The 14,480-nt window shown below is 55.7% G+C and carries 14 protein-coding genes; 9 read left to right on the top strand and 5 right to left on the bottom strand.

The annotated features are described in order from the left end of the window. Positions 1–312: 312 nt before the first annotated feature. Positions 313–897 (top strand): DUF4142 domain-containing protein, encoded by a 585-nt coding sequence (locus PQR63_RS16265; RefSeq protein WP_408169038.1) that lies wholly within the window; start codon positions 313–315, stop codon positions 895–897. Between the two features lie 189 nt (positions 898–1,086). Here PQR63_RS16265 and PQR63_RS16270 read toward each other — a convergent pair whose 3' ends face one another. Beyond that, positions 1,087–2,004 carry a PCC domain-containing protein gene (locus PQR63_RS16270; RefSeq protein ID WP_408169039.1) on the bottom strand — a complete coding sequence of 306 codons (918 nt, stop codon included), beginning with the start codon at positions 2,002–2,004 and terminating at the stop codon, positions 1,087–1,089. 417 nt (positions 2,005–2,421) lie between these two features. Here PQR63_RS16270 and PQR63_RS16275 point away from each other — a divergent pair, with 417 nt between their 5' ends. The 7 genes from PQR63_RS16275 (at position 2,422) to PQR63_RS16305 (ending at position 10,009) form a co-directional block, all read left to right on the top strand. Then, entirely contained in the window at positions 2,422–4,842 is a 2,421-nt protein-coding gene (locus tag PQR63_RS16275; protein ID WP_408169040.1) for an Hpt domain-containing protein, read from the top strand. Positions 4,843–4,959: 117 nt separating this feature from the next. Then, complete coding sequence (locus PQR63_RS16280) at positions 4,960–5,679, top strand: methyl-accepting chemotaxis protein (protein ID WP_408169105.1); 720 nt, start codon at positions 4,960–4,962, stop codon at positions 5,677–5,679. Between the two features lie 12 nt (positions 5,680–5,691). Next, a complete protein-coding gene (locus PQR63_RS16285; protein WP_408169041.1) occupies positions 5,692–6,243 on the top strand; it encodes a BTB/POZ domain-containing protein in 552 nt (183 codons plus the stop codon). A 27-nt stretch (positions 6,244–6,270) separates the two neighbouring features. Further along, on the top strand, positions 6,271–6,639 hold the full coding sequence (locus tag PQR63_RS16290) for a response regulator (RefSeq protein ID WP_408169042.1): 369 nt from the start codon (positions 6,271–6,273) through the stop codon (positions 6,637–6,639). A 215-nt stretch (positions 6,640–6,854) separates the two neighbouring features. Next, entirely contained in the window at positions 6,855–8,252 is a 1,398-nt protein-coding gene (locus tag PQR63_RS16295) for an ethanolamine ammonia-lyase subunit EutB (RefSeq protein WP_408169043.1), read from the top strand. Position 8,253: 1 nt separating this feature from the next. Further along, the gene (gene eutC, locus PQR63_RS16300; protein WP_408169044.1) at positions 8,254–9,081 is read left to right on the top strand and encodes an ethanolamine ammonia-lyase subunit EutC; all 828 of its coding nucleotides are present in this window, start codon (positions 8,254–8,256) and stop codon (positions 9,079–9,081) included. A gap of 364 nt (positions 9,082–9,445) precedes the next feature. Beyond that, entirely contained in the window at positions 9,446–10,009 is a 564-nt protein-coding gene (locus PQR63_RS16305; protein WP_408169045.1) for an antibiotic biosynthesis monooxygenase, read from the top strand. A 31-nt stretch (positions 10,010–10,040) separates the two neighbouring features. Here PQR63_RS16305 and PQR63_RS16310 read toward each other — a convergent pair whose 3' ends face one another. From PQR63_RS16310 to PQR63_RS16325, 4 genes are all read right to left on the bottom strand, one after another. Further along, positions 10,041–10,463 carry a thiol-disulfide oxidoreductase DCC family protein gene (locus PQR63_RS16310; RefSeq protein ID WP_408169046.1) on the bottom strand — a complete coding sequence of 141 codons (423 nt, stop codon included), beginning with the start codon at positions 10,461–10,463 and terminating at the stop codon, positions 10,041–10,043. A gap of 35 nt (positions 10,464–10,498) precedes the next feature. Continuing rightward, the gene (locus PQR63_RS16315) at positions 10,499–11,866 is read right to left on the bottom strand and encodes a methyl-accepting chemotaxis protein (protein ID WP_408169047.1); all 1,368 of its coding nucleotides are present in this window, start codon (positions 11,864–11,866) and stop codon (positions 10,499–10,501) included. Between the two features lie 128 nt (positions 11,867–11,994). Next, entirely contained in the window at positions 11,995–12,441 is a 447-nt protein-coding gene (locus tag PQR63_RS16320; RefSeq protein ID WP_408169048.1) for a DUF3429 domain-containing protein, read from the bottom strand. Further along, positions 12,438–13,448: a MerR family transcriptional regulator gene (locus PQR63_RS16325; protein ID WP_408169049.1), complete on the bottom strand. Its 1,011-nt coding sequence runs from the start codon at positions 13,446–13,448 to the stop codon at positions 12,438–12,440. The genes PQR63_RS16320 and PQR63_RS16325 overlap by 4 nt, the downstream gene beginning before the upstream one ends. A gap of 231 nt (positions 13,449–13,679) precedes the next feature. On the opposite strand from PQR63_RS16325, the gene PQR63_RS16330 reads away from it, so the two are divergent. Next, complete coding sequence (locus PQR63_RS16330) at positions 13,680–14,474, top strand: EAL domain-containing protein (protein WP_408169050.1); 795 nt, start codon at positions 13,680–13,682, stop codon at positions 14,472–14,474. Positions 14,475–14,480 lie beyond the last annotated feature (6 nt).

Here is a 14,480-nt window from a genome sequence, read left to right on the forward strand (position 1 = left end):
AAGTGATTCAGCATAGGCCTGGATATCGCCGATCTCTATCGGCGACTGCGGTAAATCGCTGTAGGAATCTGCGGAAGAACCTCCGTCATTACCCCGGATGAGGGTTTTGCGAGCCTTGCCCCGCATTACTCATCGTTCCACTCATCGTCTCCACTCATTTCCGGGCATCGCCACTCATCAATTCTTACAAGCGGCAGCGGCACTGTCCGATTTCATCTCTGGCTGTGTGGCACTAGAGTGAGACCATGTTGTTTGCGCCGGTGTGGAGGTTTTTCGGTGCAGATCCACTTCCATCCAATAAGGAGAATCACCATGTCGCAGCCACTATTTCGTCCGCAAGTACGCATGCAATCAGCTCGCCGTTCGGGCACCATGTTCAAAATACTTGGGTTGACCGCCATCAGCGTTGCCGGACTGGCGTTGGCCATCAATCACGCACGTGCCGATGAGCTGCCGCGATCTGACAAGAGCTTTATCAACAGCGCCGCCGAAGCCGGTAATGCTGAAGTCAAGGCCAGCAAAATTGCGCTGGAAAAGACCACCAATCCCGACGTCAAGGACTTCGCCACACTGATGGTTGATGAGCACACCACCGTGGGCGACAACCTGAAGAAGCTCGCCGCCAGCAAGAACCTCGAAGTGCCTACCGAACCAAGCATGGCGCAACGTGCCAAGATCGCCGTTCTGGAAAAACTGGATGGTGCGACTTTCGACAAGCAATACGTCCGCATGATCGGAGTGGCAGCACACAAGGATGCCGTCAAACTGTTCCGCAAGAATGCTACCGAAGCCAAGGATCCGGATGTGAAGGACTTTGCAGCCAAGACCTTGCCGAATCTGGAACACCACTTGGAAATGGCGAACGCCCTGAAGACCAAGCTGGATGCGAAGAAATAATCAGCGTCATAAACATGACCCGTTTAGACGAATTAAGCAGTAAGCCAAAGCAGCACGCATAACAATAACGGGACGCCGTTTTCTCGGCTCCCCCTCTGTCGTCAGGAAGCGGTTCCCCATTGAATCGCTCCTGGCGGCGGCTTTTTTTGTATTTTTACAATGAGCAATTCATTGTCTGCTTGCAGATAATCAGGCCTTGCCGTCTGCCTGTTCCTCGATCACCAGCTCAAAACAGATCAGCACGGGATTGCGCCCGCGTGCCAGCACGCCTTCACAGACGTTGCCGCGCGGGTCGATCAGTGCGATGTCCAGATGGCAGCGCAGGCCCTCTGCGGTCGGCTGTACATCGCCTTCACGCACCAGAATCTCCGTCGCAAGATCTTCCACCACCCGGCCATCCTCAAACTCGGCACCGATAATGCTGCCGACGCTGCCGCGCACTTTTGCGTGGCGAATACCGTGTGTGTGGCACACATCTTCAATCGCCATATTCAAGTCTTCATCAGGACGGATGCGTGCCAGTACTGTACGCAGCCCGTCGGTTTTATCCTTGGTGGTCTCGATTGCGACGACTGCCGGGTGAAATAGCGTGAAATTGGTTTCAGGATCGAAGCGTGTTTCCATCGTGGCATTCTGCAAGCCCCAGGCCTGCGCCGAGCCGGACTCGGCGACGATAGTCTGATCCATCAGCATGTGTCCGCCCTGGCGTTTGCCGTCGGCATCGCGCCAGATGGCGTGGCAGTGCACGAGAGGCGCACCGTCGCGGCGGCCATAAGTGGCACAGGCCAGCTCAATGACGACACCGCCGGCAACTTCATGCGGCGCGCTGTAAAAGGCCGCATGCTTGCCATCGTGCGACAGCGCCGGCATCAGAAAGTGATGTGGCGACACGCGCAGGTTTTCGAACCTCACGGTTGCACCGTTGATACCGGCGGCAGCCAGCGGCTCGCTGATGGCGTCGCGCAAATTCATTCCGGCCTGCAAGGTAAAACTGGCGCTGGCGGTATTGCCGGCGAGGCTGACGATGCGTACCGGATCAGGCGAGCCTGGGTGGCGGGCGCTGCGGGCGAAGGGCGGGATTGCAGGTTGTACTGGTTGTGCTTGCATGCTGGTGTGTCTCCTCGCCGGGCGGTGTGTGCTCTCGGCTTGCTGTTTTTTAGATGGAACATGTTAGCGCGCTTTCGGCTTTTCCGTTGAGGACATGCTTGAAGAGAATTCATGCAAAACAAGGAGAGAATTCGAGGGCGACGTTGTCGAGTAATTCTTTCAACAATCACTTGTTGAAATATTTCCGCATGGAATTATTTAATCTGTAGCGTGCTTTTTCCATCGAAGCTGATGGGGGAAATTTACCCGTCTAATTTCCTGTATGCATTTTGTTGTCATGCGGAAGTAATACTTGAGTGCAAGAATGCTGCGGCGTCGACAGTGGTTGATCAATGCCAGTTGAGTGCAATGAGTGCAATCGCTGCGCAATAACAAAATCACACACGAGCGCCTACCGCCACCAGGGAAGAATTCCACATGACTATCCGTCTGCGCATCACCTTGCTTGTCATTCTTACGTTCATTGCAATCTCCGCCATCGGCGGCTACGCGGTGTTCCAATCCCGCGGCAGCGCCGTGGAAGTGAAGTCGGTTACCGAAGGCGTTGTGCCGAGCGTGCTGGCGTCGTCCGACCTGGTCGGGCAGTTGAAGGATGTCCAGCTGGCCGCGATGGTGATGGTCACAGAGACCGACACCAATCTCATCGGTCAGGAAAACGAAAAGCTCGCCGCCAAGAAAGCCACACTGGAAAAAGCGCTTGAGTTCCAGGCCGGCCAAGCCGCAAGCCAGGCACAGAAAGGTCTGATCGAACAAGCCAAGGAAAGTCTGGATAACTACTTTGGCGCCATAGACAGCACGGCGAAGTTCAAGCTGGCCGGCAAGGATGCGCTGGCGCAGGCGTCCTTCTTCGGGGGCGTGGTGCAATATCAGGCCGAGCTGGAAGGCGTGGTCGATACCTTGCGCATCGAGAAAAACCGCAGCAAGGATACGGCGATTGCTTCGCTGAATCAGAATCTGGCCTCGACGACCACCACCATTTCCATCGTGACAGCGGTTGCTGTCGTGGCGCTGGCGCTGATCGGCTTCTTGCTGTATCGCCAGATCACCGGCCCGATCAGCCGCATGCAAATCATGATGACCGAGATTGCCGTCAATCAGGACTTCACGCGTCGCCTGCCGGTGGATCGCATGGACGAAGTCGGCCATTCCATCGTCGCCTTCAACGGCATGATCGAGAAAATTCAGGAAGCCTCGGCGCAGGTCAAACAAAAGACCGCCGACATGCAGGCCATGCTGCAAAACATCCCGCAAGGCATTCTCACCGTAGTCGATGGCAACAAGGTGCATCCGGAATATTCGGCCTTCCTCGAAACCGTGTTCGAGACGAAGGACATCGCCGGCCGCGACCTGATGGAGTTGGTCTTTACCGACACCACACTGGGTGCGGATACGCTGTCGCAGATCGAAGCCATCGGCGGCGCCTGCATCGGTGAAGATGTGATGAACTTCGAATTCAACGAGCATCTGATGGTCGGTGAAGTCGAGAAGAAAATGGCCGATGGCCGTGTCAAGATTCTGGATCTGAGCTGGTCGCCGATCACCGACGACGCCGATCAGGTGATCCGCCTGATGCTGTGCGTACGCGATGTGACTGAGCTGCGCAAGCTGGCAGCCGAAGCCAACGAGCAAAAGAACGAGCTGGAAATCATCGGTGAGATTCTGGCGGTGGCGGCACCGAAGTTCCAGGAGTTCATCGTTACGTCGCGCCGTTTCCTCGACGAGAACGAACAACTGGTACATCAGAACCCGGAAGCGACGGCATTCGCCATCGCCAAGCTGTTCCGCAACATGCACACCATCAAGGGCAACGCCCGTACGTACGGTCTGCTGCATCTGAGCAATGTGGTGCACGGCGTTGAAGAACATTACGACGATCTGCGCCATCCGGAAACCGGCGCGGTATGGAATCAGGAAACCCTGTTGCAGGATTTGGCCAAGGTGCGTGTCGCCGTCGACCGCTATGCCCGCATCAACGAAGTCACGCTGGGCCGTCAAGCCGCTCCGGAACAGGCTGCTGCTGTTGAACGCCACATCATGACCATCGACCGGAAGCACATTCTGGAAAGCTTGCATCGCCTGGAAACGGTCAATACGGCCAACCTGCACGAAATGGTCGCCGTACGCAATGCCGTGCGCAAGACCTTGCGTTTGCTGGGTACGGAAACAATCGACGAAGTCCTCGCCAGCGTCACCGACTCGCTGCCGGCACTCGCCGCCGAGTTGGGCAAGGCTGCGCCGGTTGTTGAGATTGAAGACAACGGCTACGTTATCCATACGCATTCGTCGGCCTTGCTGAAAAATGTCTTCATGCATCTGATCCGCAACGCCGTCGATCACGGTCTGGAAATGCCGGAAGAACGCCAGGCCAAGGGCAAACAGGAAGCCGGCACGATTCGCCTGCAAATGGGCGTGATGAACAACATGTTGCACATGGCGCTGTCGGATGACGGTCGCGGCCTGGCGCTGGCACGCATTCGTCAGACCGGCATTGAAAAGAATCTGATTACCGCGGATCAGGCACTGACCGATGCCGAGCTGGCTGAACTGATCATGCGCCCCGGCTTCTCGACGCGCAGCGAAGTCACTGATGTATCGGGACGTGGTGTGGGCATGGATGCGGTGCTGGATTTTGTTACCCGCGAACACGGCCGCATCGAGATTCAGTTCCTGGATCACGCCGAAGGTGCAGATTTCCGCCAGTTCCAGATCAATGTGCTGCTGCCGGAAAACGTGGCCGTGGAAGTCGATGGCATCGATGTCGCCTATCCGGTACCGGAACTGGATCAGATGACGGCTGGGGGCATGCCGGCGGCAGGCAACGATCCGCAGGTCGCCTGATTAGAAAGTACAAGGCCGGCATCGGAAGCTGCGGAGTTGCTCTGCTGACCGGACGTGGGGATACCAGCAGGTTTCGTAGCGCAGTTATAAGTGTCTATTGCAAGGATGTGTTTCATGATGTTGAATCCGATTATTTTTGTTGTTCTGGGAGCGCTGTTAACCGGCGTGCCACTGGCCTTGATCCTCAAGCGCCAGAATGCACGCATGAAGCGCATGGTTGATCTGGAGCAGGTCGAGATCCTCAAACGCAATGTCGAGGCGACGCTGCAGGAACAACAACAGAACATCGATGCACATCAGCAAGAGCTGGAAGCACAACGCCGAGACAACGACCTGCGTCTGGTCCATACCCAGCGCGAAACAGAAAAAGTCGTCGCCCAGCTCAGCTCGCAGAACTCCGAGAGTATGGCGCGCGTGCTGGAAAACTGCGATGCCTCGCAAGAGACCATCAGCAATCTGCTTGGCCTGATGCGCACTTTCGAGCGTTGGCATGACGACATGAATGTACTGATCACGCACAACCGCGAAATGCACCGCAAGAACGATGAGTTTGCGCTGATCGTCAATCAGGTCATCATCGTGGCGCTCAACGCTTCCATCGAAGCAGCGCGCGCCGGCGCACACGGACGCGGCTTTGCGGTGGTGGCATCGGAAGTCCGCGATCTGGCGCAACGCGCCGAGAAGCTTTCCAAGAGCTACCGTGCCAACCTGTATCAGAACGACCTGATCACGACCACGACGTTCCAGGATTTGCAGGCGGGCGGCAAGATGATCATCGGCGCCATCATCGGTCTCGATCTGATCAACAAGAAAACCAAAGAAGCGCTGGCAGCCTGAGGAAACGAATCCATGTTGAGCCAATCCGCCAAAGACGGTTTTGATCTGCTGTTGACGCAGTCCCTGAAGAACAGCCTTGTGCCGTCAGGCACCGAGGCGCAGATATTGACCTTGACCGAGTCGGCCGATTTTCCGGAAAAACAGATGGTGGTGTTGACGGTGTCGTCCTATCTGTTTCGTCTGATGGTCATGTTTTACTTCTCGCCCAACGATGCCACGCGCAGTCATTTCGCTCGCTTGAATAACGTGGATGAAGCCGAGATGAGCGAGCAGACTTTCATGGACGCCATCGCAGAGAGCGGCAATCTGTGCTGCGGCATTCTCAATCGCGATCTGGGTAATTTCTTTCCGCACATCGGCATGTCGACGCCGAATGTCATCGACAAGAACTGCGCAGCCTATCTGCAAAAACTCAATAGCCAGCACATTCAGCACTTTGCAATCGATATGGATGGTTCGCCGCGGTTTCACGTGAGCCTGTGTGTGTCGGCGTATGCAGATATCGACTTTAGCGTTTCCGCAGAAGAGCTTGGCAGCGATACCGGCGAGCTGGAACTCTTCTAATTTTATTTTTCATTACAAGAAAATCTCATGGCACAAATCCTGGTAGTTGATGATTCAAGCACTGTCCGCGCCGAAGTCGGCGATTTCCTCAAGAAGAATGGCCTCGATGTGGCTTTGGCTGTCGATGGCCGTGACGGTCTGACCAAGCTCAAGAGCGATCCATCCATCAAGCTGGTTGTTTCCGATGTCAACATGCCCAATATGGACGGTCTGACAATGGCGGAGAAGATCCGCAGCGAGCTTGGCAATGCCGCGGTCAACATCATCATGCTGACCACCGAAAACTCGCCGATCATGAAAGAGCGCGGCAAGGCTGCCGGCATCAAGGGCTGGATCGTCAAACCGTTCAAGGGCGATGCCGTGCTGGCGACGTTCAAGAAGCTGGTCGGCGCGTAATCGCTTTATCTGAAGCCGGTTGCGCCAGGCTGGTGCGGCCGGACTCAGAGAAAGTCTTTTTCTCACCAAAAATGTTCATAAAATGTCCGTGCGCTACGCCGATACGGACAAGCCTTCACGGCCTCTAATCGGCAATGTTGCCGGTGTCTCAATTTATGTTCCGCAGGTGATTGTCCTTTGCTATATTGGACGCTGACACCGATAGAGGTCAGCCAATGTCCCTGCATCAATTCAGTCATACGGTAGGTCCCATCACGTATCAGTTTCGCGATCTTGCGGATCTGATGGCCAAGGCGACGCCGCTGCGTTCCGGCGATATGCTGGCCGGTGTGGCTGCCGAGAGTGCGGAGCAACGCGTGGTGGCGCAGATGGCGCTGGCTGAGTTGCCGCTACGGATTTTTCTTGAACAGGCGCTGGTGCCTTATGAAGCGGACGAGGTCACACGCCTGATTATCGATGATCATGACGCCGCGGCTTTTGCACCGATCAGGCATTTGACGGTTGGTGACTTCCGCAACTGGCTGCTGAGCGACGACGTCGACAGCGAGACCTTATCTGCCGTCGCACCCGGCATCACACCCGAAATGGCCGCCGCCGTCAGCAAGATCATGCGTAATCAGGATCTGATCCTGGTCGCAAAAAAATGCCGCGTCGTCACAGCTTTTCGCAACACCATCGGTTTGCCGGGGCGGCTGTCAACCCGGTTGCAACCCAATCACCCGACCGACGACGCCACCGGCATCGCCGCCAGCTTGCTGGATGGGCTCCTGTACGGCAGCGGCGACGCCGTCTTCGGTATCAATCCCGCCACCGATAACGTGGCGCAAGTGATCAATCTGGTCACGATGATGGACGAGATCATTGCGCGCTACGAGATCCCTACCCAGTCTTGCGTGTTGACGCATGTGACCAATACCATTGCCGCCATCGAGCGCGGTGCGCCGGTCGATCTGGTGTTCCAGTCGATCGCGGGTACCGAGGCCGCCAATCGCGGTTTTGGCATTGACCTGGCCTTGCTGGCGGAGTCGCGCAGTGCCGCCTTGTCGCTGGGCCGCGGTACCGTGGGCGACAACGTCATGTATTTTGAAACCGGGCAGGGCAGTGCACTCTCCGCCGGTGCACATCACGGCATCGATCAGCAGACCTGCGAGGCGCGCGCCTATGCCGTGGCGCGCAAGTTCAAGCCGCTGCTGGTGAACACCGTCGTCGGATTCATCGGTCCGGAATACCTTTACGACGGCAAGCAGATCATTCGCGCCGGACTGGAGGACCATTTCTGCGCCAAGCTGCTTGGCCTGCCGATGGGGTGCGATGTCTGCTATACCAATCATGCCGAAGCCGACCAAAACGATATGGACAACCTGCTGACATTGCTGGCCACGGCGGGATGCAACTTCGTCATGGGCATCCCCGGATCCGACGACATCATGCTGAACTACCAGACTACGTCCTTCCATGACGCGCTGTATGTGCGGCGGGTACTCGGCCTCAGGCCGGCGCCGGAGTTCGAGGCCTGGCTGCAACGGATGCAGATATTCAGTAGCGACGAGCAATTCCGACTTGGCGAGACCGTGCCGCCGACTTTTCGCGACGCTTTGCAGCGTTTGCTCTGATATGGAAAACGACAAATCTCCGGTCATCGACAATCCCTGGAAAATGCTGCGTCAGTTCACAGCCGCCCGTATCGCACTCGGACGAGCAGGAGTCAGCTTGCCGACAACGCCGCAACTGGCCTTTCAACTGGCACATGCACAAGCGCGCGACGCCGTGCATCTTGCGCTCGATGCTGATCAATTACGCCGGAACCTGATAGACGCCGGTATCGATGGTGCGGAGGCTTGCCTTATTCTTGACACCGCTGCGACTGACCGGCTGACCTATCTGCAGCGCCCGGATCTGGGGCGTCGGCTGAGTGAGGCATCTCGCAATGCATTGACTTTGGCAATGCAGGAGCAGGGCGAGGATGTCTCTTACGATTTGGCCATCGTTGTCGCCGATGGCCTGTCATCGCTGGCCATCGCCAGGAATGCGGTTCCATTTCTGAGCGCTTTGCAACCTCGCATCGCAAAACATGGCTGGAAGCTGGCCCCGCTGACCATCGTACGGCAAGGGCGGGTGGCAGTCGGCGACGAAGTCGGATACCTGCTGCGAGCCAGGCTGGTGGTGGTGCTCATCGGCGAGCGTCCCGGCCTCAGTTCGCCCGATAGCATGGGGCTGTATCTGAGTTGGATGCCGCATGTCGGCATGCCGGATTCAGAGCGCAACTGCATCTCGAACGTCAGGCCTGAAGGCATGAGTTACGAAGAAGCAGCCTTCAAGTTGGACTATTTATTGTCGGAAGCGAACCGTCGCAAACTGACCGGCGTAGCTCTGAAAGATGAAAGTAGCGTATCTGCCGCAGTCGGTGGCTCGACCAGAAATTTTCTGTTGAGCGACCGCTAATTACCCATGTGATCACCCAATCAGGGTGAAAAAATGTTGCCTGAAAGTGATTAATTTTAAAAATGTGAGACAAGCGGTCAAGTCCTCTGACAATTTGCTGTGAAAATACAAGCCAGAGCAACCGGATCAGGCTTATCGCATGGTCCGAGCTTAAAAATGGAAGACAGAGAAAGCAATATTCTCAATTTTGACCTCGACGCCCGATGCGCATGTATCGGGCGTTTTTTTATTTTCGCGAGGGTAACGAAGAAGAGCGGCCTTCCAATCGGATTGACACAGGGGCAGGCATGCGACATCGTAGGCGTTTTTTGATGCCGGACGGATCGCATCAACACAACAAGAACCTTCTCTGAGAAAGCCCTGCATGAATAGCGACCAGAAACCCGACATGGTGACCATCGTCATCCAGCATGACATCCGTACCGGCTCCCAGTCCGACTATGAGCAATGGCTCAAACGCATTCTGCCCATCGCCGCGGAGGCACCCGGCCACCGTGGCGTCAATGTGATTAAACCTCCGGCAGGCACAAACCGCTATACGGTCACCATCCGGTTTGAAACACTGGAATACGCGGAGCAATGGCTGGCATCGCCTGCCAGGCGGGATTTGATTAGAGAAGCGGCGCCGTTGATGGAGCAGCAAGAGAAGGTCGATACCATCACTGGACTGGAATTCTGGTTCACGCCACCGGCAGGTCAGCCGCAAAAGCGCGCAAAGCCGTGGAAACAGTTTCTGCTGACCTTGTCGGTGATTTATCCGCTGACGCTGGTCTTACCGTGGTTGCTTGGACCGGTATTTGGAGCGGTACCGGTCTTGCAGCATCAGTTAATCAGCAAGCTGATCGCTGCTGCGATTATTGTGGGGTTAATGACCTACGTGATCATGCCGCGCTATACGCGACTGGCGCAGAAATGGCTGTTCAATTGAGTTTGCCGGTGAATTTCCGCTTTAGCGGCGTTCAATCTGCCGCGGATGACGGGCCTACGCGCTTTGCCGCAAAGAATCTGACAACTTTTTGCAGCGCAGGCCGTACGATCAGGAAGCTGCGATAGAGCCGCTCCAGCAGGAACATCATTCCCGGAAGGCGAAAGAAAGGACTCAGCCGGCGCCAGCCGGGCAGGCGATCCCAGACAAAGACAAACGCTTCGGCTCCACTCAGGATCTGGCCATCCGGACTGACCAAATGAAAGCGCTGCAGCAGTTGTTCTTTCGTCATGCCGACCGGCGGTTGAAAGTCATCGGAGGAAACATCTATCCAATGAATTTCTGCCTTCGTCTGCAACCGCCTGTAGAGCCCGATCTCGCTGCGGCAAAGAGGGCATGCACCGTCAAACATGACTTGCGTTGGTTTGCAGCCCTGACCAGTTATGCGATCTTCCATAGGTATTCCTTTTTACTGCGGCCACTGAAAAAGACCTAAGGCGTAAGTCTGAATATGCCGACAACACTAACCAGGCGCCGAACCTGCTCGCTCAGTGTTGCTGAGATGGCGGCAGCCTCTTCAACCATACTCGTGTTCTGTTGTGTCACGGCTTCCATTTCCAGCACAGCGTGATTGACATGCTCGATAGCTGAACTTTGTTCGCGTGCGGCGGCACGGATTTCTGCCATCGTCGCCGTCACACTGCGAATGCTGGCGACGACATCTTCCATGGTTTTTCCGGCTTGCGTCACAAGAACGCCACCAGTGTCGACTTCCTGTGCGGATGCGTTGATCAGTTGCTTGATCTCTTTTGCCGCAACCGCGGCACGCTGAGCGAGACTGCGCACTTCACCGGCCACGACGGCAAATCCTCGTCCTTGTTCTCCTGCGCGGGCGGCTTCCACCGCAGCATTGAGGGCGAGAATATTGGTCTGAAAAGCAATGCCGTCGATGACAGAAATGATATCGACAATTCGTTGTGACGACTCGTTAATGGATGCCATGGTGGCGACGACTTTTCCCACTTCGGCGCCGCCGCGTTCGGCAACTTCCGCAGCGGTTTTTGCGAGCGCATCGGCATGGTCGGCATGGGACGCGCTATTCTTTACGGCCGAAGTAATCTCAGCCATTGAGCTTGCGGTCTCGGTAAGAGAGCTACTTTGCTGCGCCGTCCGTTCGGCCAACGCGTTATTGTTGGTGGCAATCTTGGCTGAGGCAGCGGCAATCGTGCTGGTTCCGTCGCGAACATCGATCATGGCGTCGCGCAGCTCTGTCATCATCAATTGCAATGCCTTTCCAGCGTTACTCATCGGTGCATCGGCCTCCAGACGCAAGACGATAGTCCCGTCGCCGGCGCCAGCCATGGATGCGACTCTGGTGCTGAGTTCCCCCGCCTGTACCGCATCGCGATAGAGTAGTTGCGCCAGATAGGCGAGCACGGCAGATTCGATCACCACGAATAGAGCGTGCAGCACAACTTCGCCAAAGCCTGGTTTCGTGAAGCAAATCACACCGTATCCCCATTCTTGCAGATAGCTGAAGCTGAGATGATGAATGGCAATGACGGTCGCGGCGACGAGAATGACTTTCCAGTCGCGATAGCAAAGCAGAAAGGCCAGCAGGACAAAAATCCCGAAGTGCAGCTCAGTCATCCCGGCCGCCTGATGGATGAAGAGCGCCGCGAAGATCATCAATCCTGCCGCGACCAGCGCGCGCGTGGCAAACGCATAGGGGGCGCGCCAAATGAACAGTGATGGCACGATGGCTGTCGGAAGTCCGATCAGCAGCGCCCAGTGCCAGGTGTCGTGCAGGGTCGATAAGCCGAGCCCGCAGAGAAAAAGTAGCCAAAGCAGCGGCAGCATCAGGCGATGAGCCTGCTTGTAATATCGGTCTAGAAAGAGGTGCATGATGATCGAAAGTGATGTGACGGGCAGATAAGAGTAAATACGCGCTGCTTCAACGCGGTTGTTATGGCACCGTTGATGTGGGCCTAGATAAAGCTGGCGGCAAGCAAGGAGCCTGAGCCGACGATAGTCAGAACTCCACGCAAGCGTATAAACCACTCTGGGGCAGGTTCGGTTTTTTCAATGATTCTGTCGGCGATGTAGCAAGCCAACAGCAGGCCGGCAAGTATTCGGAGCGAGGTCACAACAGCTAGCAGCGGGACAATCCAGGATATGAGTGCCGGTACGATACTCCAGCCACATTGGAGCCAGGGCTGCTGTGAACCTCCGCGAACCGCATAGCCCCATTGAAGCGCACCGACAAAAGTACAAATGACGGCACCATAAAGAACCAGTGCATGCAATAGAAATTCCTGATGCGCCTCATCAAGCACGATGACTAATAGCGGCAGCATAACGAATGGAATCAAGCCGCCGAGTCCCAGGGCAAGTGCAGGCGCGTAGGGTTGCCGTCCATGGCTTGAGATATTCACAATGACTCGCCTGAGCGGGCGGGAAGATCCATTCCCTCTGCTTGCGCCAGGCGCACCAGAGCGTCCTCCAGCGCAGCGCGTGCATGCCCGGTGGTCCACTGCAGATCTCGGTGTAATGCCGCATCCTTGCTGTCGCGATTGGCACAGTCCGCGCTATATTTTTCGAAGCTGCCAAGGCTTAGCAAGAGTTCGGCCAAATGCCGTGGGCATTCGCAATAGATTTTGCCACCTGTTTCAGTGAACGCAGCCAGGCTGCTCTCATCAAAACGCGGCGGTGGAGGTGGCTGGGTTGCGGGCAGGAGAGGGCGTGTCCGGGTGGGCGACGCCTGTGTACGCATCAATGCATTGCAAAACCACTCAACCTCCACAGAATCCAATGGCTTTCGCACTACTTCATAGCCTGCTGCACGTAACGCCAGTAGAACGGGCGAGGGTGCAAAGCGATAGAAAACAATGCCATTGCCTGCGTCACAGGCCTGCTTGACCTCGTTGAGCGTATCGATCGTCGTTTCGTCGAGTATCGGAAATTCGACGACGATAATATCGGCCTTCGTTCCTTCCAGCTCCTCTGCGGCCTTGCTGAGGTCAGTGCACTTCCCCACAACGTTCAGCATGCTGTGTGATAGCGCTTCGCTAATGCGCCGGGAAGATATCCACGGACCGACAAGCGCAAGGCGAATGTCGGTTCGTGAAGCAAGTGCGGGGACGCTTTTTTTGGAAATAGAACTTTTCTCGAAATTAGACATTCCGGTCAGCGTTTCGATGGGCAAGGTCGCGATACTGCCGATGGCATGTCCGGCATCGACTAATCGTTTGATGATTCCCAGGCGATGCACTTCATCCGGTGTGTAAAGTCGCTGGCCGCTTTCACTTAAGCGAGGTCCCACCACGCCGTAGCGCCGCTCCCAGACACGCAAGGTCTCAACTGGTACTCCGGTAAGACGGGCTGCGACGCCACTGCGATAGCACGCAATTTCTGGCTCGACTTGAAGGTTTTCATCCGACATGACTTCATCCTGAAACGTAAACAAGGACAAATCATATCAGAATGAACCAGTATTGAACTCATTAATTCAAGATAATTGCAGTTCATTATCTGTACATTTTTGGATGTTTGATATAATATCGGTTCACTTTCGGTTCAATATCAACTCTAACAAGCATGTGGTTTCTCCCAATATGTCATTGGTGGGCGGTTAGGTATTGATCACTCACTAACCCAATTTTTTGGAATTCGCATGATCCCAATCCACCCAGACTCCACCCGCGGTAATGACAGCCAGGGGGCAGCAAACGGCTGCAATGGTTGCCGCGATTCGCCGGAGTTGGATATTCAGTTTGAGTACGCGTATCAGCCGATCGTTGAATTCGCAACGAAGTCGATATACGCCTATGAGGCGCTGGTCCGTGGTTCTCAAGGCGAGTCTGCCGCCAGCGTGCTGGCACAAGTCAACGACAGCAATCGCTATCGGTTTGATCAGGCATGCCGGATGAAGGCCGTCGAGGGCGCATCCAAGTTGGGCATGACGCAACTCCTGTCGATCAATTTTCTGCCGAACGCGGTGTACCGCCCTGAAGTCTGCATCCGTAGTACTTTTGCGGCGGCACGCAAATTTAATTTCCCGATTGAAAATATTATCTTCGAAGTGACCGAAGGCGAGCGTGTCCAGGACAGGCCGCATCTGGTCAATATTTTCAAGGAATATCGCCGCTTTGGATTCCAGACCGCCATCGATGATTTCGGCGCTGGTTATGCGGGGCTGAACTTGCTGGCCGAGTATCAGCCGGATCTCATCAAGATAGATATGGATCTGGTGCGTGACATCGATACCAATGTACCGCGTCAGGCGATCGTGGCCGGCATCGCATCCATTTGCAAGCGATTGAATATCCGTGTTCTTGCTGAGGGAATTGAAACCCGTGCTGAACGGGATTTTTTGCTGAGCATCGGCATTACGCTCATGCAGGGCTACTGGTTCGCCAAGCCGGGTTTTAAAGAATTGGCGACGATTCCGGAATCAGCTTGGTGTTAGTCATTT

Origin of the sequence: Herbaspirillum rhizosphaerae, from assembly GCF_046025915.1 — a bacterium.
Taxonomy (GTDB): Bacteria; Pseudomonadota; Gammaproteobacteria; order Burkholderiales; family Burkholderiaceae_D; genus Herbaspirillum; species Herbaspirillum rhizosphaerae_A.

Coding starts and splice junctions, on each gene's coding strand:
- PQR63_RS16310 (WP_408169046.1), bottom strand. CDS start 10,463: ATGGAAGATCGCATAACTGGTCAGGGCTGCAAACCAACGCAAGTCATG.
- PQR63_RS16270 (WP_408169039.1), bottom strand. CDS start 2,004: ATGCAAGCACAACCAGTACAACCTGCAATCCCGCCCTTCGCCCGCAGC.
- PQR63_RS16295 (WP_408169043.1), top strand. CDS start 6,855: ATGTCCCTGCATCAATTCAGTCATACGGTAGGTCCCATCACGTATCAG.
- PQR63_RS16330 (WP_408169050.1), top strand. CDS start 13,680: ATGATCCCAATCCACCCAGACTCCACCCGCGGTAATGACAGCCAGGGG.
- PQR63_RS16305 (WP_408169045.1), top strand. CDS start 9,446: ATGAATAGCGACCAGAAACCCGACATGGTGACCATCGTCATCCAGCAT.
- PQR63_RS16275 (WP_408169040.1), top strand. CDS start 2,422: ATGACTATCCGTCTGCGCATCACCTTGCTTGTCATTCTTACGTTCATT.
- PQR63_RS16290 (WP_408169042.1), top strand. CDS start 6,271: ATGGCACAAATCCTGGTAGTTGATGATTCAAGCACTGTCCGCGCCGAA.
- PQR63_RS16280 (WP_408169105.1), top strand. CDS start 4,960: ATGTTGAATCCGATTATTTTTGTTGTTCTGGGAGCGCTGTTAACCGGC.
- PQR63_RS16265 (WP_408169038.1), top strand. CDS start 313: ATGTCGCAGCCACTATTTCGTCCGCAAGTACGCATGCAATCAGCTCGC.
- eutC (WP_408169044.1), top strand. CDS start 8,254: ATGGAAAACGACAAATCTCCGGTCATCGACAATCCCTGGAAAATGCTG.
- PQR63_RS16325 (WP_408169049.1), bottom strand. CDS start 13,448: ATGTCGGATGAAAACCTTCAAGTCGAGCCAGAAATTGCGTGCTATCGC.
- PQR63_RS16285 (WP_408169041.1), top strand. CDS start 5,692: ATGTTGAGCCAATCCGCCAAAGACGGTTTTGATCTGCTGTTGACGCAG.
- PQR63_RS16315 (WP_408169047.1), bottom strand. CDS start 11,866: ATGCTGCCGCTGCTTTGGCTACTTTTTCTCTGCGGGCTCGGCTTATCG.